This window comes from Pirellulales bacterium (genome assembly GCA_036267355.1).
GTDB lineage: Bacteria > Planctomycetota > Planctomycetia > Pirellulales > DATAWG01 > DATAWG01.
In genome coordinates this window covers 25,349-49,653 of sequence record DATAWG010000002.1, presented here as the reverse complement: position 1 = coordinate 49,653, position 24,305 = coordinate 25,349, and the positions used below count along the sequence as shown (strand labels likewise).

General features: G+C 61.8%; 16 protein-coding genes and 1 tRNA gene. 8 read left to right on the top strand and 9 right to left on the bottom strand.

Features of this window, described 5'->3' with window-relative positions; all coding sequences use genetic code 11:
• Nucleotides 1-118: 118 nt before the first annotated feature.
• Nucleotides 119-1,093: a hypothetical protein gene (locus VHX65_00210; protein ID HEX3996955.1), complete on the bottom strand. Its 975-nt coding sequence runs from the start codon at nt 1,091-1,093 to the stop codon at nt 119-121.
• 936 nt (nt 1,094-2,029) lie between these two features.
• Here VHX65_00210 and VHX65_00205 point away from each other — a divergent pair.
• Complete coding sequence (locus VHX65_00205) at nt 2,030-2,440, top strand: hypothetical protein (protein HEX3996954.1); 411 nt, start codon at nt 2,030-2,032, stop codon at nt 2,438-2,440.
• Nucleotides 2,441-2,978: 538 nt separating this feature from the next.
• Here VHX65_00205 and VHX65_00200 read toward each other — a convergent pair.
• The 3 genes from VHX65_00200 to VHX65_00190 form a co-directional block, all read right to left on the bottom strand.
• The gene (locus VHX65_00200; GenBank protein ID HEX3996953.1) at nt 2,979-4,241 is read right to left on the bottom strand and encodes a serine hydrolase domain-containing protein; all 1,263 of its coding nucleotides are present in this window, start codon (nt 4,239-4,241) and stop codon (nt 2,979-2,981) included.
• A gap of 131 nt (nt 4,242-4,372) precedes the next feature.
• Nucleotides 4,373-5,203, bottom strand: a complete 831-nt coding sequence (locus VHX65_00195; GenBank protein ID HEX3996952.1) for a hypothetical protein — start codon at nt 5,201-5,203, stop codon at nt 4,373-4,375.
• A gap of 533 nt (nt 5,204-5,736) precedes the next feature.
• On the bottom strand, nt 5,737-7,737 hold the full coding sequence (locus VHX65_00190) for a hypothetical protein (GenBank protein ID HEX3996951.1): 2,001 nt from the start codon (nt 7,735-7,737) through the stop codon (nt 5,737-5,739).
• 162 nt (nt 7,738-7,899) lie between these two features.
• On the opposite strand from VHX65_00190, the gene VHX65_00185 reads away from it, so the two are divergent.
• The 3 genes from VHX65_00185 to VHX65_00175 all read left to right on the top strand — a co-directional run bounded on the left by VHX65_00185 (nt 7,900) and on the right by VHX65_00175 (nt 12,064).
• Complete coding sequence (locus tag VHX65_00185) at nt 7,900-9,282, top strand: hypothetical protein (GenBank protein HEX3996950.1); 1,383 nt, start codon at nt 7,900-7,902, stop codon at nt 9,280-9,282.
• A gap of 143 nt (nt 9,283-9,425) precedes the next feature.
• The gene (locus tag VHX65_00180) at nt 9,426-9,770 is read left to right on the top strand and encodes a YbjQ family protein (protein HEX3996949.1); all 345 of its coding nucleotides are present in this window, start codon (nt 9,426-9,428) and stop codon (nt 9,768-9,770) included.
• Nucleotides 9,771-10,072: 302 nt separating this feature from the next.
• Nucleotides 10,073-12,064 carry a sialate O-acetylesterase gene (locus VHX65_00175; protein ID HEX3996948.1) on the top strand — a complete coding sequence of 664 codons (1,992 nt, stop codon included), beginning with the start codon at nt 10,073-10,075 and terminating at the stop codon, nt 12,062-12,064.
• A 39-nt stretch (nt 12,065-12,103) separates the two neighbouring features.
• On the opposite strand, the gene VHX65_00170 is transcribed toward VHX65_00175, so the two are convergent.
• Both VHX65_00170 and VHX65_00165 read right to left on the bottom strand, forming a co-directional pair.
• Nucleotides 12,104-12,177, bottom strand: a tRNA-Arg gene (locus VHX65_00170).
• Nucleotides 12,178-12,331: 154 nt separating this feature from the next.
• Nucleotides 12,332-14,125 carry a sulfatase gene (locus VHX65_00165; GenBank protein ID HEX3996947.1) on the bottom strand — a complete coding sequence of 598 codons (1,794 nt, stop codon included), beginning with the start codon at nt 14,123-14,125 and terminating at the stop codon, nt 12,332-12,334.
• Nucleotides 14,126-14,611: 486 nt separating this feature from the next.
• On the opposite strand from VHX65_00165, the gene VHX65_00160 reads away from it, so the two are divergent.
• Nucleotides 14,612-15,112, top strand: coding sequence for a PH domain-containing protein (locus tag VHX65_00160; GenBank protein ID HEX3996946.1), 501 nt, complete (start codon nt 14,612-14,614; stop codon nt 15,110-15,112).
• A 132-nt stretch (nt 15,113-15,244) separates the two neighbouring features.
• On the opposite strand, the gene VHX65_00155 is transcribed toward VHX65_00160, so the two are convergent.
• On the bottom strand, nt 15,245-16,432 hold the full coding sequence (locus VHX65_00155) for a formylglycine-generating enzyme family protein (protein HEX3996945.1): 1,188 nt from the start codon (nt 16,430-16,432) through the stop codon (nt 15,245-15,247).
• A 190-nt stretch (nt 16,433-16,622) separates the two neighbouring features.
• A complete protein-coding gene (locus VHX65_00150) occupies nt 16,623-17,240 on the bottom strand; it encodes a hypothetical protein (GenBank protein ID HEX3996944.1) in 618 nt (205 codons plus the stop codon).
• A 147-nt stretch (nt 17,241-17,387) separates the two neighbouring features.
• On the opposite strand from VHX65_00150, the gene VHX65_00145 reads away from it, so the two are divergent.
• From VHX65_00145 to VHX65_00135, 3 genes are read left to right on the top strand one after another with little or no spacing between them, the layout of a single operon-like run.
• Entirely contained in the window at nt 17,388-18,233 is an 846-nt protein-coding gene (locus VHX65_00145; protein HEX3996943.1) for a prephenate dehydrogenase/arogenate dehydrogenase family protein, read from the top strand.
• Complete coding sequence (gene purL, locus VHX65_00140; GenBank protein ID HEX3996942.1) at nt 18,214-21,219, top strand: phosphoribosylformylglycinamidine synthase subunit PurL; 3,006 nt, start codon at nt 18,214-18,216, stop codon at nt 21,217-21,219. Before VHX65_00145 ends, purL begins: the two co-directional genes overlap by 20 nt.
• Before the next feature lie 2 nt (nt 21,220-21,221).
• Nucleotides 21,222-22,106, top strand: a complete 885-nt coding sequence (locus VHX65_00135) for a phosphoribosylformylglycinamidine synthase subunit PurQ (GenBank protein ID HEX3996941.1) — start codon at nt 21,222-21,224, stop codon at nt 22,104-22,106.
• 83 nt (nt 22,107-22,189) lie between these two features.
• On the opposite strand, the gene VHX65_00130 is transcribed toward VHX65_00135, so the two are convergent.
• Nucleotides 22,190-24,184: a hypothetical protein gene (locus VHX65_00130; protein ID HEX3996940.1), complete on the bottom strand. Its 1,995-nt coding sequence runs from the start codon at nt 24,182-24,184 to the stop codon at nt 22,190-22,192.
• Nucleotides 24,185-24,305 lie beyond the last annotated feature (121 nt).

The window sequence follows — 24,305 nt, the reverse complement described above, 5'->3', positions numbered from 1 at the left end:
TCGCGCTGCGGCCTGTCGCTTCAGGAGCCCGCAGCGCTGGCAAAGACGAATCGCTGGATTGCTGTGCGAGCGCTGCGGGCTGCCTCTCTGGTCTCCATTCGTTTCGCGCGCAGGACAGTTAGCTCGGCTTCTCGCCGAGGCGGCGGTCGATCCATTCCTTCGACACGAAGCGGCGCACCAGCGGCAGCAGCGATTGCTGCAAATTCTCGATTTCGGCGGCGCTCGGCGAAGGGGGTGCCGCAACCGGCGGCTTCCCTCTCCCCTTCGTGGGAGAAGGATTAGGGGTGAGGGGCAAGACGTGGTCTCGCGTGACGCCATGCCATGCCAATCGCACGTTCCAATGGTTCTGCGCCGCGGCGACATTGACGCGTTCGGCAACGCGCAGCCCCCACACGACGCCGAATTGATCGCAGAAATCGCTCCACAGCCGCTCGAGCGCGACATGGGATGCGGCTTCTCGTCGCGATCGCCGCAGCCAAGTGAGCGCGGCAATTCCAACTGCCGCTGCCAATAGCGCCGCGCCGACAATCGGCATCCAATCATTGGCGGCGTTTTGAACCGGCCCGCTGCCCCACGGCAATTCGTGCCAGACCAGCACGGCTTGTCCGGCGGCCGCCAACAGCGCGGCGATCGCATTGCGAGTCGGCAAATAATTCGACGCTCCGACGACGATCAGCACGACCAGGAACCACGACCAGATCGGGTGGACCACAAACGCCTGCCCCGGGCGCAAGAGCAACGCCTGCGCGGCTGGCAGCGCGAGAATCACCCAAAACGAGGACACGATCAGTTGCCACGCCCGATCCTGCGGCCGCTTGGCTCCCAAAAGCGCGACAATCGGGCAAAATGTCGCCGCCGCCGCCGCAAACCGAATCGCGGCAATTCCCTCGCCGCCGCCGTTGACGATCCCGGTCAGGATCGCCATCTCCGTCCCAACCACGACGAGCATCGCGATCAGCGACCACATCCAAACGGCCAGCAATGTCGTTCCCCGCGCTGAAGAATACAATCGCGCAAGCGCCGCCGCGGCTACCACGGCAATCGCCGCAACAAGCCCCAAATGCAACCTCACATCGCTATCCGGCATGGGCATTGCACAACCACTTCAAACGAAAAATGGAAACCGCGGATGACAAATCGGCATCGCCGCCGGCACACGGAGTGTGCCTACTACGTAGCAGGCATACTCCGTATGCCGTCGGCCACTTGAAACGGGTTCCACCATCCTCATCCTCTTCGAGCGTTTCGCCCACGAACAAGAATCAGCGATGCGCCTGGTTGAAGGAGCAGGGTTTTAGCGGTGTCGGATTGCGAGGGTGAGCGAATCGGCATCGCCGCCGGCACACGGAGTGTGCCTACTACGTAGCAGGCATACTCCGTATGCCGTCGGCCACTTGAAACGGGTGCCACCATCCTCATCCTCTTCGAGCGTTTCGACCACGAACAAGAATCAGCGATGCGCCTGGTTGGGAGCAGGGTTTTAGCGGTGTCGGATTGCGAGGGTGAGCGAATCGGCATCGCCGCCGGCACACGGAGTGTGCCTACTACGTAGCAGACATACTCCGTATGCCGTCGGCCACTTGAAACGGGTTCCACCATCCTATTCGAGCGTTTCGACCACGATGGAATGTGCCTACTACGCCGATCGATGGCCATGCCTGACCTGTCGCTTCTTCTTATCCGTGTTAATCCGTGTCTTCCGTGGTTTCCTGTCTTCGTGCCTAAGCGGTTTATTCCGCCGGCGTGAGCGGGGTATTATGGCAAAAATCCAACGGTTGCGTTGACTCTACGGTAAATCGGAGGCAATGTTTACCAGACGCAACATCGTGCGACGTGTGCGGAGCCAGACGCGATCGACCTCGGGGCCCGCCGCAGTAATCAACCTGCGAGAAATGTGGACCCATGTTTCCACCAACCTCGGTTAACCCCCGAGGCGACGCTTCGGCAGAGCAAATTTGATCGAGCGAATCCGACCGTGAGAACCCGTTTGAACGCTCTCGGCAAAACGCTTTGGCAAAGGACTTCGGCAATGGTAAAAAAAATCGCTCTGCTGCTGGGCATCGGCGTGAGCGTGGCTTGCTGGGCGTCCGCCGCCAGAGCTGTCGAGTTGTTCACGAATTTTAACAACGGCATGGAGCTGGGTTATCGTCCGCTGGGGTATCCCGAGTTCCCGCCGGTCCGGTTTCATTCATGGCAGCCGCAGGGGTGGTACATCCGCCACGGCGTCACTCGTCCGAGCGGGGATTGGAAATTCGGCGTGCCCCCAAGCCCACCGACCGTCGTGCCGCCGCCGAATGTGCCGCAAAGCAACGGCGCGCGAAATGATCCAATCGAGCGCGATTCCGCTCCCGCCGCTGGCGTGGCATCCATGCCATCGGATCACGAAGATGTCGATTGGCTGCGGGGCAAAAGCTTCTTGCCATTAGAAACGGCAAATTGATGGGCGCTCGGGCGGGCAAAATCCAACATGAGATTCGCGCCCCGTCAATCGGATTCGTGCCGGAAAATGGGACAAAGCGGCAACGAGTGCAGGCCGCAATCCGATTTTTCCTCAAATCCGGATTCAAGCCTTCGCGCGGCGCTGCCGATAAAACCAGTACATGGATGTTGGGAGGACAGGGAAGCACACGCTAGCTAAGCGACCCTGTTTCAGGATAAAGATCATGGTAAGTCCGATGGATCGGCCTACCATGATCTTTTTTATTGCGCCCCGAGGAAACGGTCCAACGCAGCAGGCACGCTCCGAGGATATGAAAGAATGGGGACGGGCACCTCACGCCGGACGGGCACCTCATGCCGACCGGTTTTGCCGGTGTTTCAGCGAGCGAGTTCGGAGCCAGTCCGCCGTTCTTTCACAAGCTTTCCGTGTGCCGTCTCCGCCCTCAACTGAGGATTGCCCACCGAGCAGCGCAGACGGCATCCGGAGTATGCCTGCTAGTTGATTGCGGCTGCGCAACACGGTGCTGTTCGGGCTCGCCTTATTTCTTTCCGAACGTCTTGAACGCAGCTTGCTTGAAGCTCGGCAATGCCTGGCCGCCGTTGCCAGGAAAGCCGGCGGATTGGACCATGAACACGGTCACGAGCCCTTGCTCGGGATCAATCCACATGTCGGTCGCGTAGGCGCCGCCATGGCCGAACGGGCCGACGATCGGCGGATCCTGCGGACCGTGCATTTTTCGCGTGGTCGAGAGGCCGAAGCCATAGCCGTTTTCGCCGTGGCCGTGGCTTTGCAGATCGTCGTCTTGCGTCGAGGTCATCTGCCGCACCGACGCTTCGGATAAATATCGCTTGCCGTCGAATGTTCCGCCCCCGAGAAGCATGCGGCAAAAGAGGGAAACATCCGTGGCCGTGGAAAATAGTCCTCCGGCCGGCGACGGCCCGCGATGGCGATCGCTCAGCGGATAGGAGAGTTGCGAAATGTCGGTTTCCACAAGGCCCTTCTTGTGCGGACCGGCCTTGTAGGATTTTGCTAGCCGCGAGAGCTGTTCTTCATTCGGCCAGAATGTCGTGTCTTTCATTCCCAGCGGCTGGAAGAGCCGTTTGTCCATGAATTCTTCATAGGGCATTCCGCTCACCACCTCGACGATTCGGCCCGCAGTGTTGATGCCCGCGTTCGAATAGTCCCATTTGCTATCGGGTTGGAATCGGAGCGACGTCAGGGCGTAGCTGATCGCGGCCTCGTGGAGCGTGAGCTGATCGATTTTGTGTTCGGCGCGCGACATGAAGGGCAGGCCGCTGGTGTGCGTCAGCACATTTTTCACCGTGATCGGATGCACCGCCTTTTTGAGCAGTTCGTGGTCTGGGTCCTGCTCGGCGACGACCATTTGCCCATGAAAATCGGGCAAATACTTTTCCACCGGATCGTCGACATGCACCTTGCCTTCGTCGACGAGCATCATCAATGCCGAGGCGGTCATCGCTTTCGACATCGAGGCAATCCAAAACAGATCGTTCGTTTGCATCGGTTTCTTGGCGGCGACATCGGCATACCCCACCGCATCGAGGCTAAGCACGTTGTCTTTCGACGCCACGAGCGCTACTGCGCCGGCGAGCGACTCGGCTTCGACGAACGGCTGAAGGCTCTGCACGATCTCTTTCGAACTGCCGGGCGGAGCCGACTGCGCTGAAGCGGTCGCGGCGGCGCCGACAATCGCGATCAGCGCGACCGCGCATCGCAACGAGGTGCGCCGGAGGATGCTTCTGAGCAATCGCGGTGATGGATCGCTGGCGGGCGTTTGCATGGGAGGCTCTTGCTGCGGGGGATGGGAATGGCGGGTTGGACGGGAACTCAGGCACCTACCGATGCGAGCGCGGCAAACGCCGGCCGGCGTTGCCATGCGCCCCACGGCGGGGCCATTATGCACCGCGGCATTTAGCCGTGCAATTGGCCGATCACGCTCCGCAATTCGACGACCTCGATCGGGCAATCCGGCCAATCGTGTTCCCAGCACACGATCAAATCGCATTGCGCGGCGTCGTGCCCGTGATCGCGAAAGTTACGGCTGCGGAATTCGAATTCGATCCGCACGCGTTGCCAGCGGTCTTGATTCGGATCGATACACCGTTTTGCTTCGCAATCGGGAAAGCCGGATTGAATCGCTTCCACGATCAACCCGAGCTCGTAGCTCACGATGCCGAACAAATACACGACGCCCTGTTCGTTGATCGGCGCGTGGCGCAGACCGCGAAAGTCGAGCGGTTTGCCATATTCCATTCCTTCGCGTTTCGTCCACGTTTGCCGGGCCAAGCCGGGGCGGAGGCTCAACGTCGCCGGATGCGACGGCCGTTGCATTCTTAGAACGAGGGTATTCATCAGGGGCGACTCCGGATGATTCTTCGCAAGCCACGATCGGTAGGCTTCCAATGTTCCCCGCAAGCCATGAAATCGCTTGCGAACCGTGCCGGCGGAAATCGACGCCAACGAATCGAAGCGTTGCCAGGTCGGAATCGCGCCCAAGTCATTCGCGACCCGATGGAATTCTTCCAAGAGCGCTTCGTCGCTGAGCGGATCCTTGTCGTGCGGATGCCGTTCGACGCCCGCCAAGCGCAACACTTCGGACCAACCGCCCGGAAACAACCGATAGATTTGGTATTCGCAGATGCCGGAGTTCGCGACGAATTCAGCGCGAGAAACGGCCCCTCCGGCGTTGGCTGCCGAGATTCGTACGGCCGCGACGATCGAGTCTGGCGTCCAGTCCGCCATAGCGCATGTGCGATGCGGCAATTCCATGCCGACCGCTCCCGACGTTTGCTGCCCGCCGCCGGTTCGTTGCGGCGCCGCATGGCGCCGCTGCTTTGGTGCGCGCCGCGCGGCGCCGCTGTTTGGTGCGGCGCCGCAGGGCGTCGCTGTTTTGGTGCGACACCGCGCGGCGCCGCCGTTCTGTGCCGCGTCCGAGCCTGAAAGGCTCGTTCCGTCAGCCCAGGGCGCAGCCGCGCGAGCGGCGTAGCCCTGGGAATGGGGTGCAACGGTTTTCCCGGCCCTGAAAGGGCCGTTCACAATTCGCGTCGTCCTCGATATTTTGTTCCCGTCAGACTGGAAAGTCTGACCTACGTGTTCGGTAAACTTTTCAATCTCGCATGCCGCACGGACCCCGATGCATTGGCGACGCGCGTCATCCGAAGTTTTTGTCTGACCGTTGGTTGCACTGTTATTGCGGCTCGCCGCCGCCCGTGAACCGCAGGCACGCCATGCGGCCCGTCAGGCCCTAGCCATGCATTTCGCTTGCCGCAGGCCGCTTATTTGCCGAGCGCGGTCAGATCCGCGAATTCGGCTTTGCCGCGAACGTTCTTGCCGGCCGGTTTATTGACGCAAAGGCAGATTTTTTCGATCGGGAAATGAATCTTGCCGTCGTTCGCGCCTCCCCAATGTTCGGCCGCCGGACGATCGAGAGCGATGCGGATCGTTTCCCACGCACCACTTCCCGAATACGCCTCGGCGAACTGATGGCATTGGCCGCTGCGGTCGATCAGCCGGACCGAAAGACGCAGCGCTCGCTCGGCCCGCACTCCGACACGCAACTCGCCCGTGGCATCGCCGACATGAACTTCCGTTTCGGTCGAAACGTAGTTGCCCCCCTTGGTGAAATCGTAGCCGAGCTCGCCGGTCTTCTTGCCGCCATCGGTGGCGAGGCCAAAGGTGCCCGTGGCGCCGGGAAACTCCTGGCCGTTGAAAAACGTCCAATGCACGCCCGGCTCAAACAGATTCAAATCTCGCGAACCATTCTCGTGCGCGGCGGTCGCCGGCGACGGGCCGGACGCCGCGACCATCGCGCCGCCTGTCGACGCCGGCTTTTCACGGAGCAGCACCGGATAATCGCGAATCGTCATCCCGTCTTTGAGCAGCCGGCCGCTCGCCCGGCGAAACGACACCGACTCCGCCTTGCCGCTGAGCATATCGACCGCTTCGATGTTGCGGATATCGCTCGGCCAGTTGAGTTCTACGTCGGCCACGCGCGGCTGCAAATCGCCGTCGGCTCGATCGGTTGCCCAGACCATCGCCGCGGGCCGATGCTGCCGATCGATCATGCGATACACGGCGATCGGCGCTTGCTCCGGCCAGGATGCCGCGGGAAAGACGTTTACCGCGCCGACTTCACCGTCGCCGGCGGCGCGATAATCGCCGATGATTTTCGAAAAATTCGTCACGGCCCAAAACGATGGCTTCGGTTGGCCATCTGCCCGCACCAGGCCCCAACGGGCCTCGGCATTGTGGTCGCTGCCAGGATCATTGCCGCCGTCGTCGCGAAAGTCGTAGAGAAACGACGCATCGACGCCCAAGCCAATGCCTTCGGCAAACCGCCGCGCAATATATTTGGCCTGTGCCGACTCGGTGAATCCGGTGAATTGGCCCGCGGTGAGCGGCTGATAGGTGGTAAAACCCCACTCGGTGAGCCAGATGCCGCGCGGCCCGTGAAACTTGGCCGATTGCTCGCGAAAGCCTTGGATCAGCGACGCGAATGTGCCTTGTTCGTCGGTCGTGGCGAAACCGAAATGCTTACGCTGGTCCGATGCGCGGCCCGGAACCCATTCCGGAGGTGAATGGTTCGAATAAGGATGGTCGGCAATCGCATCGACCGCGGGCCCGTTGCCGATTGCCGCTGTGCCGAGAGCCAATTGCTTGTACGTGACCGGAGCTCCGGCGCCGAAACCGATCACGGGCATTTTTGGATTCGCCGCCTTGATGGCCTTGGCCGCGGCGTTCATCAGCGCGACATATTTCGCCACCCACGGCGAATTCCCGTCCCCGTCGTGCTGGCCGCCGTAATACTTGCTGAAACCAAAATTGTTCGGTTCGTTGAGAATCTCGATGGCATCGATATCGGCGGCAAATCCTTTCGCCATCCAAGCGGCGCAGCGGGCATAGGCTTCCGGATCGTAGCGATCGGCATACAGCCGATTGCCGCCGTTCAGGATCGCCAGCACACGCACATGATGTTCGTGAGCCGAGCGAATCCAGGCCAGCGTCCGCTCGGGCATGGCGTATTTACCTTTTTCACGTGTCTCGAGAGATTCCCAGCCGACATCGTCGCGAATCCATCCGAGCCCGGCCTTTTCGATCAGCGGCATGAATTTCTGGTAGTCCCATCCTTGGGCGAAATGCGTGCAGGTGCCGAGTCGCGGATCGCCGGTAAACGTGGTTTGGCCGAAAGCCGGCGAGCCACCGCCGACAAACGCCGAGCAGACTGCCGAGATAAGGAGAATTATTTGTCGACGGAAACTCGACCGGAAATGCAGCATCGGTTTTTTCCTGCGGAAACGTGAAAGGGGAAATCCTGGTTCAAAACGCACGCTGCCAGAGCCAGTGGCACACGGCGGGCAGCGGGAGTTCAGCATTGTAACCACCGCGGCGGCCGACAAAAAAGCTTGCGACCGGCGATTGCGTCGAGGATAACAATCCGTATGAAACTGCTGTTGTACTTGCCGCTTAGTTTTCTCGCCGTCGCCGCAACCTGCGCCGGCGCGGTTCCCACGGCCGCCGCATCGCCTGCAATATCCACCGTGGCGCGGCCTCAACGGCCAACCCTGCGCGAATTCATCGGGTTAAACGTTCACACCGTGCAATTCAAACCGGATCTCTACAAACCGGTTTGCCGGCTGCTTCGCGACTACCATCCGATCGAATGGGATTTCGGTTCCGACACCTCGCGCCCCACCACGTTTCCGATGGCCGCCAATGGCGTCGATTGGCGGAGCCTGTATGGCAAATGGACCGAGGCGGGCTACGATGTCGATGCCTGTCTGATGTTCGACAATCTCAAGCCGGAACACTGGAAAAACTCGGCTCGCGATGCCCGCGCTTACGGCGAGGCGTTTGCCCGCTATTTCGGACCCTCGGGCAAACATCCTTGGGTTTCATCGGCCGAGGTGGGCAATGAACCGGCTGCCTATTCGGATCCGCAATATCGCGAGATTTTTCGGGCGATGGCCGCGGGGCTCCGCGCCGGCGATCCGAAATTGAAAATCGTCACCTGCGCGATCGCGACCGGAAAAGTCGATGCATGGAGCAAGCCCACCTCGACGCTCGATGGCTTGCACGAGTCGTGCGATGTGCTGAATATCCACAGCTATCCGTTCAAAGACTTGTGGCCGATGTGGCGACGGTCGTATCCCGAGGATCCGGCGATCCCGTTTCTGGCGAGCGTCCGCAATCTCATCGCGTGGCGCGATGCCCATGCGCCCGGCAAGCAGATCTGGCTGACCGAGTTCGGTTACGACAGCGCCACGAAGCCGCCGAAAGCCGATGGGCCGTGGCGGCAATGGAAGGGAGTTAGCGATGTCGAGCAAGCGCAATTCATCGTGCGAGCGTTTCTCGTTCTTTCCGCCACCGATCTTGATCGGGCCTATTTGTATTTCTTCAACGATCAAGACGAGCCGCAACTCCACGGCGCCTCGGGGCTGACCCGAAATTTCCGCCCCAAGCCGTCGTTCTACGCAATGAGCCATCTCGACCGCACGCTCGGCGACTACTATTTTTCGCGTGCGGTGGCGGAATTGCCCGGCGATCTGTATTGCTTCGAATACCGCAAACCGGCATCGTCCGAAAAAGTGTTTGTCGCTTGGCTGCCGACGGCTGGTTCAAAGCCGGCCAAGAAATTGATTCCACTCGGCGCGGCCGCGGCGAACATCTATCGCGGCGAACGAATGCCGCTCACCGCCGATGCCGGCGCAATCGCAGCCGACAATGGCTCCCGCAAGAACACCAGCAAAATCGAGTGGTCCGTCGTCCCGCGCGGTTTAGAAATCGAAGTCGGCGAATCGCCAACTTATTTGTGGTCGCATTGAGGGAATGTGCTTGCCATAACCCCCTAGGGAAGAGGGCAAGGTGAGGGGTTCGAAAACGAAGGCGATTCTTCGGCCGAGCCGACGCAGCTGCCGATCGTCGCGCGACAAGCTGTTTATTTACTACGATCCTCTGGAGAGATTTCATGCCGAGCATTCAACCGGAGATGGTCACGACCGCGCTTGAGTTGCCGGGCATGAGGATACGGCGGAATTTGGGCTTGGTGCGCGGCATTGTGGTGCGATCGCGGAGCATCGTGGGCAACATCGGCGCCGGCCTGCAGACACTGTTCGGCGGCAACATCACGTTGTATACGAATCTTTGCGAACGAGCACGCGAAGACGCCTTCGAACTGATGTCTGCCCATGCGGCCCAAATCGGCGCCAATGCCGTGATCTGCATGCGCTATGACGCCAACGAAGTCACCTCCGGCGTAACGGAAGTGCTAGCCTATGGCACGGCCGTAATCGTCGAACCGGCCACCGCGTAATCCGGCATCCACTTCCATAGGCGCCGTTCGCAATTCGCGCCGTAGGATCAGATCGAAAAATAACTTCTCCGCAGGTGGACCAGGCCTCCACCGCTTGCGCAGCTCCGGCCTGGACTGGTAGAATCGGCCTTTTAGGTCGAAGCGTTTCACGTTGCTCCGAGCGAATACAGGTGTGTGGGCAATGCCCCACGGCTTTGCGTGGCCATTTTCTCCGAGCACTGCACATGCCCACCCAAGGCAGCGGGCAGGCCACCGGCGCGTAGACCAATTCACATCGCCTCACATCACATCAAAGGAACCCTATGTCTGCCGAACTTAAACCGCTTTGCCGGCTCGCTGGCGTTGTCGTCGCCCTCTTCGTTTCTTGCTCTGCGGCGATCGCGCTCGCCGCCGCGACGCCGAATACGCTGTTTCAAGACCACATGGTCTTGCAGCGCGAAATGCCCGTGCCCGTTTGGGGAACGGCCGATCCCGGCGAGCAAGTCGCCGTCGCGTTCGCCGGCCAAGCGAAATCCGCCGTCGCCGACGCCGCCGGACGGTGGCGCCTGACGCTCGAACCGCTCAAGGCCAACGCGACGCCCGCGGAAATGACGATCCGCGGCAAGAATAGCTCCGTCGCGATCAGAGACGTTTTGGTCGGCGAGGTATGGCTGGCGTCGGGGCAATCGAACATGACGTTTCGCTTTCAGCCGGCATTCTATCCCGACGAGGCCGCCCACCCCAGTTCGCTAATCCGCGAGGCCAACATCGGCGCGGCGGGCTCGATGCAGCCGCAAGATACCGTGCGGCTCGATTGGACCGTTTGCTCGCCGCAGACGATCGGCCAGAAATTCTCGGCCGTCGCCTACTTCTTCGCCAAACGCTTGAACGATGAATTGCACGTCCCGGTGGGCATCGTTCACAGCTCTTGGGAAGGAACCCGGGCCGAACCGTGGATCAGCCGCGAAGCGCTGTTGGCCAAACCGGCGTTGCGCCAAGAAGCGCAGCAGCAGATCGACGACCTGATCCGCCGGCCGGAAGACGACAAAACCTTCGGCCCGAAAATGATCGCTTGGGAAACGAAATACGCCGCTGCCGACGACTCGAATCGCGGTGTCGATAAAGGTTGGGGCAAGCCCGGCTTCGATGCTTCGACTTGGAAAACCGTCATGATCCCTGCCGATTTCCGCGCCGCCGGCCTGTCCGGCGGCGGCATTGTCTGGTTCCGCAAGGAATTGAACGTGCCCCCCGCCGACGCCGGCAAGCCGTTCGAATTCAATCCCGGCTACACGGTCGACATGGTGCAAACATTCTGGAACGGCACGCCGCTCAAAAGCGAAGCAGAACATCCGGCCTACTATCCGCACGGCCAAGGATTTCTTGTGCCCGGCGATTTGGTCAAGCCGGGGCGCAATGTCGTGTCGATCCGCATCCATGGCCACACCGAGGGGCATCTGTGGTGTACCACGAAGGAAATGCGGCTGCCGATTTCCGAAGCCGATCGGCAATCGAACGAGTGGCAATGCAAAGTCGAGCGGCAATTTCCCGATCCGACGCCCGAATCGCTCGCCTCGCTCCCCAAGGCCCCGAGCGCTCGGCCGGAAGACACGCCCGGCTGCTTGTTCAACGGCATGATCCACCCACTCATGCCGCTGGCGATCCGCGGAGCGATCTGGTACCAGGGGGAATCGAACGTGCAGCATTCGCACGAATATGCAACGGTGCTGACGACCTTGATCGAGGACTGGCGAACGCGGTGGAAGGAAGGGCCGTTTCCGTTTTATATCGTGCAACTGGCCAACCTCGGCCGCCCGCCGCAATCGCCTGAAGAAAGCGACTGGGCCGAGGTGCGCGAGGCCCAATCGCAGGTGGCGCGCCGCGTGCCCAACTCCGGCCTCGCCGTGACGATCGACATCGGCGAGGAAAACGACATCCACCCGCGCGACAAGCGCGACGTCGGCAACCGCCTGGCCTTGAACGCGCTCGCGAAGACCTACGGCCGCGCCGTGGAATGGTCGGGCCCGCAATTCGATTCGCTGGAAATCACCGGCCGAACCGCCCGGCTGAAATTCTCGCACGCCGCCGGCGGATTGGTGGCCAAGGGCGGCCCGCTCCGCCAATTCGCGATCGCGGGAAGCGACAAGAAATTCGTGTGGGCCGAAGCGACGATCGAGGGCGACAGCGTGCTGGTCTCGAGCCCAACGGTCGCGCATCTGGTAGCGGTCCGCTACGCCTGGGCCAAAAACCCCGCCGGCTCGAATCTCTACAACAAGGCCAACCTTCCCGCCTCCCCCTTCCGCACCGACGACTGGTAGACTGCGGAGCGATCGTGCTCCGCGACCCGAAATGCGAACTACGCCCGACAGGATTCGAACCTGTAACCCTCGGTTCCGAAGACCGATGCGCTATCCAATTGCGCCACGGGCGCGAGCTGTCAACTAACGGCGGAGCTTCAAACTCGGAGATGCCGCAGTTTCCGATTCTACCCGCCGCCTTCTTCGCGGTAAATTGGCAAATGCGGTGGGCGGGCAGCGGATCGGCAGCGCGGACCACATCTTGAGATGCGTCGAGCGCGCCAGAGGTTACTTGCCCGGATCCTTTTGAATCTTCGCGGGCGGCCGCTGTTGGCGGGGGCGGGACGGGGGGCCGGCGAAGGGGGGGCGGTCGAACGTTTTGCCGTCGCCTAGCACGCGCGGGTCCTTCGCGTCGGTTAGCACCTTCATGAGCTGCGCAGCCAATTTATGCTTCTGCTCCGCATACGCCGGGTCGTCGGCGCGGTTGAGCATTTGCTCCGGGTCCGATCGCAAGTCGTACAGCTCCTCGGCCGGCCGTTTGCCGAAGGCGTAATTGTAGTGCCACTCCCAATCCTCTTCGCCGAATCGATGCACCAGCCATGCTTTCGTCGGGCTGGCATCCATGTCGGCGAAGGCCACCATCGTGTCGCGCTCCAAAGCGTCGATCGACGGCATGTCGGACGTGTTCGTGAATTTCGGGCTGCCCATCGGCCAGCGATCGGGGGCGAAGTTGCGGATATAAAGGAAATCCTTCGTTCGCAAGGCCCGCTGCGGATAGGGCAAATTCCCTTCCCGCGCCGCGGCCACGTGCCGTTCGCGGCCGGTGACGACCCACGTGCGGCCCGGATCGATCTGCCCCGACCGCTCGGCGTGCAGCACGTTCAGAAAACTGTGGCCGGTCATCACGTCAGGGCGTTTCACTCCGCCGACTTCGAGAAACGTCGGCGCGAGATCGACCAGATTCACGAAGTCGTCGACCACGCGGCCGGCTTGGATGCCCGGGCCGCGGGCAATGAGCGCAACGCCGAGGCCGAAATCGTAGAGATTGCATTTGCCGCCTGGCACGCCGGGCATGCCGTGGTCGCCGCTGATGATCACCAGCGTATGATCGAGCTCGCCGGTTTCCTTGAGCCGCTTGAGCAACACGCCGACGCCGGCGTCCCAAGCCTGGATTTCGCCCATGTAGTCGGTGAAATCAGCCTCGACTTCCGGCACGTCGGGGAGAAACTTGGGCAGCTTGCCGCGGACGGAATCGGGGTCGATTCCCCAAAGGGCCTTGCCCGAGCCTTTTTGATACGGGCGGTGCGTGAGCGTCGGGCCGAACCAATAGCAGAACGGCTGACCGGGCTTGCGATCGGCGAGGAAGGCGTCGAAATTGGCGCGCACTTGGGCCAGGATTTGTTGCTTGGCCGCGTCGAACGTCATTCCACGACGGACCATCGCGGTGGCGCGTTCGGAGAAGCGGCAGAAATCGCTGCCCGCCTTTTCATAGGCATAGAGTTGGCCGCCGTAGGGCGCGTCGGCCGGGGCGCCGGGACTCCACACCTTATAGCTCTTGCCGATATGGTAGCCTGCCTCGCGGAGCAAAAGCGGATAACTGGGGATCGTCGAATCCCACACCGCCCCCTGCAGAATCGCCCCGCGGCCGGTGCGAAAGAAATATTGCCCAGAGAGCAGCGAACTGCGGCAGGGCGTGCAACTCGGGGCGGTGACGAACGCGTTTTTGAAGATCATTCCCTCGCGGGCCACGCTGTCGATCACCGGCGTCTTGAGCACCTGGTTGATCGAGGGCTGCTTATCCAATTCCGCATAAATGCTTGCATAGCGGCCCCAATCGTCGGCGAAACAGAACAGGATATTGGGCCTCGCCGGGGCGCTTGCCGGCAGCGCGCCGGGCGCCGCCCGACTCGCCGCGCCGGGCGCGGATTTGGAGCCACTTTCCGCCGCGTTGTCCGCCGCGCCGTCGGCAGTTTTCAAACCGGGCGGCGAAACGACGAGCGCAAGCAGCGCCACCGCGAAGAGCGAACCGCTCACGCCGCAACGGGCTCGAATCGGCCGAGCGGCTTTCGCATTTTCAAGCATTATTGTGTGGCTCTCGGATATCGATTCGATCAAGCGCGATCGCCGTGGGCCGGCGCCCGTTTCACCTGATTGTCGTGAGTGCGGATCGACATTTCAAGCGCCGCGCTCAAGAAGTCGATGACCCTGCGCTTCTCAAAGACGCTCGCCGATCTCGAAACGACATTTTCCATGTTCGCGGCTTGGTATAACTACTGCTGGCAGGCTCGGCACAAAGCGACCAACGGCAGGCTACGACCGACGGCGGCTACGTTGGCGGGTCGCCGATCATGTCTGGTCGTTCGATGAACCAGGGGCGACAATCCGAATAGCCGCGTCTCGCCCGTGAGAATTTGCATCAACGCAACTTTGGACCACTACCGGCCGCTGGATCGCCTTCGATCGGGGCTGGAACTGGCGCATACAGTTTGATAATCTGCTTCGACCGTACCGCACAGCCTCAAGCCTCACAGCCTCAAGCCTCCCAGCCTCAAGCCTCCCAGCCTTCCCATGAAACAAGCGATTGCCGGCGTCGCGCCGCCCGAATTGGGCGAAGTGACCGTCATGACGGTCTGGCCATCGGTGGCGTGCAGCGGCCCAGGCCGATTTCTCGGCCGGCTCATGGCGATCTCCGCCGGATTTTGGATCTTCACGGTCGGCCGCTTCATGACACTTTTGGCGATGCCGGTCGGGCCGCTGCTGTATTTCTCGATTCGCTTGCCGTTCAATGTGCAGCGCTATCGGCTGACGAATCGCCGGGTCGGCATCATGGCGGGTATCAATCCGCAATTCACGCGGTTCGTGGATCTCGATCGGTTCGACAAGATCGAGATCGCCGTGTTGCCCGGACAAGAATGGTATAACGCCGGCGATCTGGTGTTTCGCCGAGGCGACGTCGAAACCTTTCGCCTCGCGGGCGTGTCGCGGCCGGAGGCATTTCGGCAAACGTGCCTGAAAGCGCGAATGTCGTACGTCGGCGTGCGGAAGGCGCTGGCGATGCAGACGGCATAAGGCGCGGCCGACCAATGCTCGGCGGTCGTTTGGTTTCGACCGAAAAACAGCTTCCGCTTCTGAACATCCCTCAGCCTGCCCTCTGCCGCGAGGGGAGAGAGCACTGCGGAGAAGCTAATTTTCGATCGATATTTAGTGCCGGTGTTGATCGAGGCTCTTGTAGTCGGCGGGGAGCTTCGGATCGACGGGGCCGATCGCGCCGCGGCCTTGATCGAGACGGTCTTTCGTATCGTCGACGATCGAATCGACGTCGGCGTTCCAATACTTTGCCCGCTCTGCTGGAGGGGCGGGGGCGAGCGGCCGAATCACGCGAAAGCCCACCGACAATGCCTCGGGCTCGGTAAACCACCACGGGCTTTTCGGGCTGTTCGGGTCGGTTTCACGCCAGTCGTCGTCGGCCGAAAAGCGGCGCGCGGCGGAGCGGCAATCGACCGCATCGGAGTCCCAATTACCGCCCCGCAAAACGCGTGGAAACAATTTCGTCGGCCAAACGATCGCCTCTTTCCACGAGACACTTTTGCCGGCGAATTTTTTGTAACCGTCGGCCAGCGGCGCGTCCAATGTCCATTGACTCACGTTGCCGCACATGTCGTAGAGTCCCCACGGATTCGGCGGTTTTTGGCCGACCTCGTGGGCCGTATCGTGCGAATTCTTGAAATACCAGGCGTATTTGCCGAGATCCTTCGGATCGTCGCCAAAGTAGTAGGCCGTCGTGGTGCCGGCCCGGCAGGCATATTCCCATTCGGCCTCGCTCGGAAGCCGATAGAACTGGCCGCTGATCCGGCTCAACCATTTGGTGTATTGCTTGGCGGCATATTGCGACATCGTGACGGCCGGCTGCCGCGGCTTGGCCCCCTGCTTGAAGGTAAATGTGGGGTCGTACAGATTCGAGGGGGCGGTTACGGCGTCGGCCTGATTGTCTTTGGTCAACTGTCGCAACGGCGGCTTCGCGGCGCCGAAGGTATTGAACATATCGGCCAGCTTCATGAACTCCTTGTACTCGGCCCACGTGACCGGATATTTCCCCATCCAAAACGCATCGACCTGCACTTTGAATTGCGGCCCTTCGTCCGGCTTTCGGCCTTTCTCGGTCGGCGGGCTCCCCATCGTGAACGTGCCAGCCGCGATCGGCACCATCTCGAATTGCACCGTTGTGCCCGGTATCGTCGCGTTGTAGGGAACCATGTAGCCGCGATCGATCTTGATGAAGCGCCCTTCCTTTGGCGGCTCTTTGGCGATCCCCGGTTCGGCCGCGTCTTCCGCTTGCGCCGTGCGCGGGGTGGCGCCGCAGGCAAGCAAAACCGCGGAAACTGCGAGCAAAATTGAAATGCGAACCCCTATCGCGAAGCGCGAAGTCACGCCGCATCTGGCAACAACGGGCTTCGATGGTCGTTCCACGGCAATGGTTGGATTCGCTCGACTGTGCATTCGGGGCATCGATGGTGAGGGGGTTTATGGTGTAAATGGAAGCGTGGTGGGCGAGCGGCGAGCATTCGCTCTCAAGCCGAAGCTATGATAATTCAATCGCCCGCCGGTAGCAAAACTCGAACAACAGCCGGCATTCTTGCTGCTGAATCAGCCGGCATGGTTGTTCGATCGGCGACCGGCTCCGCAGTTGCGCTTCGCACAGATCGACAAAGCGAAACGGGTTCCAACCGCCGCCGGCGGAATTGCCAAACAGGCCGACCGCATTTCGACCAGGTTCGCCGTCGGTGAATGATGGTTGCGATGCAATCTGTCGCGCGGCCTCCGCCAGCGGCCCGAACACCGGATGCGCGGCCACGCGATGAAACCAGTATTTCGAGTTGCTGAAATCCCCTTCGCGACGATGCAAAATCGCGTGCCAATAGCTGCCCGTGGGGGTTTCGATCGATTGGCTGATCGTGTGCGATTCGTCGAGATGATCGTACATGAGCCACAGGCCGGCCAAACAGGCTTCCGCCATCTCCGCATCGACGATCCGATGCGGAGCGAACGCCTCGTCGAGCGATAGGCTTTGGAGCTTCTTCGCGGCGGCGGCAACCGCGCGACCCGGACCAAGTTCGTTCAGTGGAGCGGCCGCCACGAGCGGTCCGAAGATCGGCCCGGTCGCCGGCAATTCCAACGAGGGCAGGATGTCGTTCGGCATAACGATTCTCGAAGATTGGCGGTTGAGCCCCCTCCACGTCCCGACCTTTTATATGGTACAAAACGCCCTCGTAGACCGCGACTCTGTGGCGCTCGGCCGCCGCCCAGCGGTAAGGCTCGCGTTTCAAACTCGATTGATGTTAGCAGCATGCCGCGTTGGAATACGGTTGCAATTGTCGGCGTGGGGCTGATCGGAGGCTCGATCGGTCTGGCATTGCGCTCCCGTGGATTGGCGGGCCGGGTGATCGGCGTCGGACGAAGCGACGCGTCGCTTGGCAGAGCGCTCGAAACCGGCGCGGTCAGCGAAACCACGCTCGAGCTCGCCGCGGCCGTCGAAAAGGCGGATTTGGTGGTCTTCGCCACGCCCGTCGACCGGATTGTTTCGGCAATTCAAGAAGCACAGCGACATTTTTCTTCGCGAGCACTCGTGACCGATGCCGGCAGCACGAAAGCGGCAATGGTTCGCGAGCTGGAAAACTCGATTCGGCCGCACATCCGGTTTGTCGGTGGCCATCCCTTGGCGGGCGGAGAGAAGGCGGGCGTGGCGTTTGCGTCGGCGGACTTGTTCGAAGGCCGCGTGGCGATTGTCACGCCGATCGAGCAAACGCCGCCAAAAGTCGTGCGGGATGCGCGTGAATTTTGGTCCTCGCTGGGCGCTCGCGTGGTCACGATGAGCCCCGAGGAACACGACGAAGCCGTGGCGGCGATCAGCCATTTGCCACACCTTGTGGCATCGGCAGTCGCCCGGAGCACGCCGCAAGATCGCCTCGATTTGGCGGCCGGCGGTTGGCGCGATACCACGCGGATTGCCGCGGGCGACGCCGAGCTATGGCAACAGATTCTGTTGGCGAATCGGCGGAACGTCTTGAAGTCGCTCGCCCGGTTTGAGAAAACGATAGCAAGATTCAAGGCGGCATTGAAAAACGACAAGCCCGCCGCTCTGAAGCGGCTATTAGCGGAGGCCAAGCGCATTCGTGATGCTGTGGGAAGTTGACATTTATCCGGCGGAAGGACAGCCGGACCGCGCCGCTCGACAGGTCGCGGCCAACGCTGCCGAGCTCGGCTTGGCACACGATCTGGCCGTGACCACAGCCAACGGGTTCTTGATCCAGGGCGAGTTGGACGCCGATGCGGTCGGCCGCGTTGCCCGGCACCTTCTGGCCGATGCGGTGGTCGAGCGATTCATGATCGCGCCCGTCGGCGACCCGCAGCTCGCCGAGCCGCCGCTCGCCAATCCACGCTCGCATTGCAACCGATTGGTGCACGTCATGCCCAAGCCGGGCGTGATGGACCCCGTCGCCCAGAGCACGCTGGCGGCAATTCGCGACTTCGGCCTGCCGGTCGAAGCGGTCCGCACGTTGCGAAAATATTGGTTCGACCTTCCGGCCGGCGACGGGCTGCACACACTCGCCGCGAAACTCTTGGCCAACGACGCGATCGAACAAGTCGTGGTCGGGCCGTTGAAACTGAATCGCCTCGAAGTTGGCAGCGAATATCGATTCCAGCGTGTCACTGTGCCGCTCGGCCGAATGGACGATGCGGCCCTCTCGCGGCTCAGCCTTGAAGGGCAGCTCTATCTTTCGCTCGAAGAAATGCTCGCGATCCAAGCCCACTTCCGCGGGCTGGGCCGCGACCCGACCGACGCCGAATTAGAAACGCTCGCGCAAACTTGGAGCGAGCATTGCAGCCACAAAACGCTCGCCGGCCCGGTGAACTACTCGGGCCCCGACGGCCCACGGCAATTCAAGAACATGCTCAAGGAGACGATTTTCGCCGCCACGCAGCAATTCCGCGCCGCCCGCCGCGAGCGGAGCGAAGAGGATTGGTGCGTCAGCGTGTTCGAAGATAATGCGGGCGTCGTGCGGTTCGACCATCAATACGACGTGGTGTTCAAAGTCGAAACGCACAATCATCCCTCGGCCCTTGAGCCGTATGGCGGCGCCAACACGGGCCTCGGCGGCGTGATCCGCGATCCGCTCGGAACCGGCTTGGGTGCCAAGCCGGTTTGCAACACCGATGTGTTTTGCTTCGCTCCCCCCGATACGCCTCCCGATGCGCTGCCGCCGGGCGTGCTCCATCCGCGGCGCGTCATGCAAGGCGTCGTCGCCGGCGTGCGCGATTACGGCAATCGGATGGGCATTCCCACCGTGAACGGCGCGATCTATTTTGATCCGCGCTATCTCGGCAACCCGTTGGTCTATTGCGGCAACGTCGGCCTGCTGCCGCGCGGCAAATCGCGCAAGGCATCGCCGCAAGCCGGCGATTCGATCGTCGTGATCGGCGGTCGCACCGGACGCGATGGAATTCACGGCGCCACGTTCAGCTCGGCCGAATTGACGAGCCAAAGCGAATCGCTCTCCGGCGGCGCCGTGCAGATCGGCAATGCGATCACCGAAAAAATGGTGCTCGATGTGCTGCTCGCGGCTCGCGATCGCGGGCTGTTCCGCGCCGTGACCGATTGCGGCGCCGGCGGGCTTTCGAGCGCCATCGGCGAGATGGGGCAGGATTTGGGCGCGGTCGTGTGGCTCGATCGAGTGCCGCTCAAATACCATGGTCTTTCTTACACCGAAATCTGGATTTCCGAGGCCCAAGAGCGAATGGTGCTCGCCGTGCCGCCGGAACAATGGCCCGAATTGGCAACGCTCGCCGCATCGGAAGGGGTCGAGGCGACCGTGATCGGAGAATTCGTGCCGAGCGGGCGGCTGGAGTTGCAATATGCCGGCGAGCGCGTGGCCGAGCTGACGATGGAATTTTTGCACGACGGCCGGCCGGCGATCGTGCGCAACGCCGTTTTCGCTCCCCCTGCGCCGCTGCCGCTCACCTGGCCCGCCCCGATCGATCACGCACGAAATTTCACCGCCACATTGAGCAAAATCCTCGGCTCGCTGAACGTGTGCAGCAAGGAATGGGTTATCCGGCAATACGACCACGAAGTGCAAGGCGGAAGCGTGGTCAAGCCGCTGGTGGGTGCGGCAAGCGACGGGCCGAGCGATGCCGCGGTGATCCGCCCCGTGTTGGCGTCGCGGCGGGGGTTGGTGATTGCCTGCGGCATGAATCCTCGCTATGGAGAGCTGGATCCGTATCACATGGCCGCGGGTGCGATCGACGAAGCGCTGCGGAATTGCATTGCCGTCGGCGCCGATCCGGCGCGAATCGCGGTGCTCGACAATTTCTGTTGGGGCGATTGCACACGGCCCGAAACGCTCGGGTCGCTGGTGCGTGCGGCGCAAGCCTGCTACGACATGGCAATCGCGATGGGCACGCCGTTCATCAGCGGAAAAGACAGTTTGAACAATGAATTTCGCTACGCGGATGCGGCCGGCGAACGGCAAACGATTGCCGTCCCGCCGTCGCTCTTGATTAGCGCGATGGGCCAGATCGACGATGTGTCGACGGCCGTGACGATGGATTTGAAATACGCCGGGGGCGTGCTCTATCAGGTCGGGGCGACGAAAGACGAGCTCGGCGGGTCGCATTTCGCGCTCGTGGAATCCCTCGCCGGTGGACAGGTGCCCCGAGTCAATCCGCCCTTGGCCAAAGCGACATTTGCCGCGCTGCATCGGGCGATTCAATTGCAACTCGTGCGGGCATGCCATGATTTGAGCGAGGGGGGGCTGGCCGTCGCCGCTGCGGAAATGGCGTTCGCCGGCCAATTCGGGGCACGGATCTTTTTGGAGCACGCCCCGCACCACATCGAATCGATGATCGAGGCGGAATCAGCATCGCCGGCCGTTGCCAGCCAGCACAACGCGATGCTGCTTTTCGCCGAATCCAACAGCCGTTTTCTCTGCGAAGTGGCGCCGGAGGCGGCCGAGGCATTCGAAGAAGTGATGGGCGACGTGCCGCATTCCGCGGTGGGCGAGGTGCTGGCCGAACCGCGATTGCAGATCGTCAGTGTCGATCCGGCCAACCCCGTGAATGTCGTCGACGCCGATATCGACGAACTGAAAGAAGCGTGGCAGAGCCCGCTGCGATGGTGACCATGGCCCAACCTCGAATTCTAATCCTCCGCGCCCCCGGCACGAATTGCGACGGCGAAACGGCCTACGCGTTTTCGCTCGCCCGCGGCCGGCCCGAGCTGTTGCACATCAATCGCCTGCTGGAGCGGCCGGCTTTATTGAACGACTACCAGATCCTGTGCCTTCCCGGCGGATTCAGCTACGGCGACGACATCGCCTCTGGCCGCATTCTCGCGAATCAACTCCGGCGGCACTTGGGCGAACCGCTGGCCCGCTTTCGGGAATCGGGCAAACTGATCCTCGGCATTTGCAACGGATTTCAAATTCTCATTCAAAGCGGGCTGTTGTTGGACGACGATCCTCAATTCGGCCCGCCCGCCACCTTGGCCTGGAACGCGTCCGGCAAGTTCGAAGATCGCTGGGTGCGGCTGCGGGCCGACAACTCGAAATGCGTGTTCCTCGCCGGCATCGAGCGGATGTATTTGCCGGTCGCCCACGGAGAGGGTCGGCTTGTCGTCCGCGAGGCCGCGCGATTGGCCGAGTTCGAGCGCGATGGCCAGCTCGTGTTGCACTATGCCGGAAGAGGGGCGAGGGGCGAGGGACGTGGGGCGAGTGAAGAAAGCCGAGGGGCGGGGGGCGAGGGACGAGGGACGAATGAAGGAGGGCAAGGGGCTAGGAACGAGGGGCGCGGGGCGAGCGGGTGCAACGTTGCTTATCCCGATAATCCGAACGGGTCGACACTGGATGTGGCCGGCCTTTGTGATCCTAGCGGTCGGGTGTTCGGGCTGATGCCGCATCCGGAACGCTATGTCGATCCGACGCAGCATCCGCGCTGGACCCGCGGCGAAGCTCAAACGCCCGGCGACGGCCTGCGCGTGTTCGCCAACGCGGTCGCTTATTTCGAATAGCGCGGGCAATGAGTCAAGCGGCTCTGCCGCTAGACCTTGGCGCAGTGCGCCGGGCAGCCGACATCGAGATGCGGCGGCGTGTCTCAGGGTTGCCAGATAAACACAAAGTCGCCGTTGTTTTCGTGGCCTTGCAGGAATCCGTGGCAGGGTTCTTGCGTGGACCCGCGGACCGCCCTGAGAACGTCGGGGAACGTAATCAGGCCGTCACGGGGCGATTCTTGCAATAAATTGATCAAATACTGCGCGAATGGCGAGTGAACTGTCCCGTCGGAGGCGGGCTGGTCGGCGCCGACCGACGTCAGAAACATGCAGCATGGATGCGCCATGATCCGCTGGACGATCTTGTCTTTCCGTTCGGGCGTCAGTTTTTCGGCATCCACGCCCCGCTGGCGAGTTTTGGTCGCTTCGGAGAAATCGATCATGTCGCCGAAGCAAATGTCCATGATGAGGAGCACGTGGCGGCAGCCCTTGGCTTGGATCTTTTCCACGTCGTCCTTGATCGTTGCCAGATCGATATAGCTGTTGCGAGTCTGCGAATCTTCTTTCGATGGAGAAAGCGAATCCGCGGCAACCAAATAGCCCTTCGTGCCGACGCGCTCGCCGTGGCCTGCGATGTAGATCAAAAGCTGGTCGTCGTGTCCGAATCGAAATTTGTCGCCCAGAAAATAATCTTCGAGCGCGCCCGTCACTTCATCTTTCGGACAATCCCAGCAGCGCTTGACGTGCGCGGGCGAGAAGCCGTAATGTGTTTCCGACAGATCGGCGATCGACGTGGCGTCTCGAACGGCGTTGTGCAAAGGCGACCAGTGAGCGTAGTGGTCGGTGGCGATGAAAATCGCGTAGTCGCTGCCGGTCCGTTTTTGTTGGATTTTTTCATCGACCGTGTCGTCGCTGACGGTCAGGAATTCGATTCCGCGCGGCGCGCCGGCCGCCGATGCCGCCCCGAGAGAGTTTGTTGCCCCGGAACCCGGTCCGGCGACGACAGCGACCGAAGGTTCGACGCCGCGCGGGCTTCCCGTCGAATCGGGGCGATGAAAGAACCACCAACCCCCGCCGACCAACAAGCATACGAATACGGCGGCGACGGCCGTTTGGTGGCGAGCAAAGCCCGGGCGTTTCAGTCGCGGCGCGTCGCACCAGTCGTGAACGATCGCCATTAGATCGGCTTCGCCGAGCTTCGTGCCCTGGTGCGGCGCGGCAACCAGCGTATAGTCGAATCGCTTGCCGTCGAACCACGGATCTCGAGCGGCCGCGTCGGCGTCGAGTTTGGCTTCCGCCGCTTGCAGCACATCCGCCAACGGCTTGATCGAGACGCGTTGCACCGGGTCGGTCGAAAAGACCCAGTGCCGGTTGCCCCAATCGACCGCGAGAAACACGAACGGATCATGGGCTCCGCAATACTCCGCCCGCCGGCTCCACTGCTTGAAGAGCAGGCTCTTGGGGTCGCGGAGCCGTATTGCGCGGCCGCGCGGCGGCCCGCCGGCAATCGAGACTTCCCATTGCTGCCCGCGTTCGACATCCTGCTTGTAAACTTCGTGATCGCGTGCCAAGAACGCCTGTTCACGGGCGAATTCCGATCCCTCGGCGACCAACGGCGTGGTAAAGGGGTTCAGTCCATCCGCGGCCGCTTGCAGGATTCGTCGCGATAGCTGCTCCCATCGGGCCGCGAACCGCGTGGCGATCTGCTGCTGAGTGAGATCGGCGCCGTCGGTATTCCGGATCGCCAAGAACAAGCCTTCCAACGAACTTTCCAAGGGGAGCTTGCTGGGAATGTGTCCTTCGCGCACCAGCGCCGCATAACGGGCAAACGAGGCGGCTCCGGGAGGCAATTCCCGGCCGGCGAGCAACTCCATGACAAACGTCGCGGCGAGAAGATCATCCAAGGTCGGCTCGGCAGAGACGATCGCCGTGTCGACCACGCCCGTTCCGTGCCGCAAGCACTTCAGTCCTTGCTCCAAAACAAGGCTCGCCAGATCGCAACGGTTTTGAAATTCGCCGGCCGCCGGCTGAATGTAGATCTCCCCAGCTCCCGACGCCCGCGTGTCGGCTGCGTCGATGACACGAAAAATCAACTTCATGGCCGGCTCGACGCTTGCGGATCCGAAAACCGAGCAACTCGACATTCAAGTATATATGCTCGGCCGATCTGCAACACCCATCTCGGCATATCGCCGCGGTGGTTTCTCGGGCTTCGCGCGC

Coding starts and splice junctions, on each gene's coding strand:
- VHX65_00210 (HEX3996955.1), bottom strand. CDS start 1,093: ATGCCCATGCCGGATAGCGATGTGAGGTTGCATTTGGGGCTTGTTGCG.
- VHX65_00190 (HEX3996951.1), bottom strand. CDS start 7,737: ATGCTGCATTTCCGGTCGAGTTTCCGTCGACAAATAATTCTCCTTATC.
- VHX65_00185 (HEX3996950.1), top strand. CDS start 7,900: ATGAAACTGCTGTTGTACTTGCCGCTTAGTTTTCTCGCCGTCGCCGCA.
- VHX65_00135 (HEX3996941.1), top strand. CDS start 21,222: ATGGCCCAACCTCGAATTCTAATCCTCCGCGCCCCCGGCACGAATTGC.
- VHX65_00145 (HEX3996943.1), top strand. CDS start 17,388: ATGCCGCGTTGGAATACGGTTGCAATTGTCGGCGTGGGGCTGATCGGA.
- VHX65_00130 (HEX3996940.1), bottom strand. CDS start 24,184: ATGAAGTTGATTTTTCGTGTCATCGACGCAGCCGACACGCGGGCGTCG.
- VHX65_00165 (HEX3996947.1), bottom strand. CDS start 14,125: ATGCTTGAAAATGCGAAAGCCGCTCGGCCGATTCGAGCCCGTTGCGGC.
- VHX65_00180 (HEX3996949.1), top strand. CDS start 9,426: ATGCCGAGCATTCAACCGGAGATGGTCACGACCGCGCTTGAGTTGCCG.
- VHX65_00205 (HEX3996954.1), top strand. CDS start 2,030: ATGGTAAAAAAAATCGCTCTGCTGCTGGGCATCGGCGTGAGCGTGGCT.
- VHX65_00200 (HEX3996953.1), bottom strand. CDS start 4,241: ATGCAAACGCCCGCCAGCGATCCATCACCGCGATTGCTCAGAAGCATC.
- VHX65_00195 (HEX3996952.1), bottom strand. CDS start 5,203: ATGGCGGACTGGACGCCAGACTCGATCGTCGCGGCCGTACGAATCTCG.
- VHX65_00160 (HEX3996946.1), top strand. CDS start 14,612: ATGAAACAAGCGATTGCCGGCGTCGCGCCGCCCGAATTGGGCGAAGTG.
- VHX65_00150 (HEX3996944.1), bottom strand. CDS start 17,240: ATGCCGAACGACATCCTGCCCTCGTTGGAATTGCCGGCGACCGGGCCG.
- VHX65_00175 (HEX3996948.1), top strand. CDS start 10,073: ATGTCTGCCGAACTTAAACCGCTTTGCCGGCTCGCTGGCGTTGTCGTC.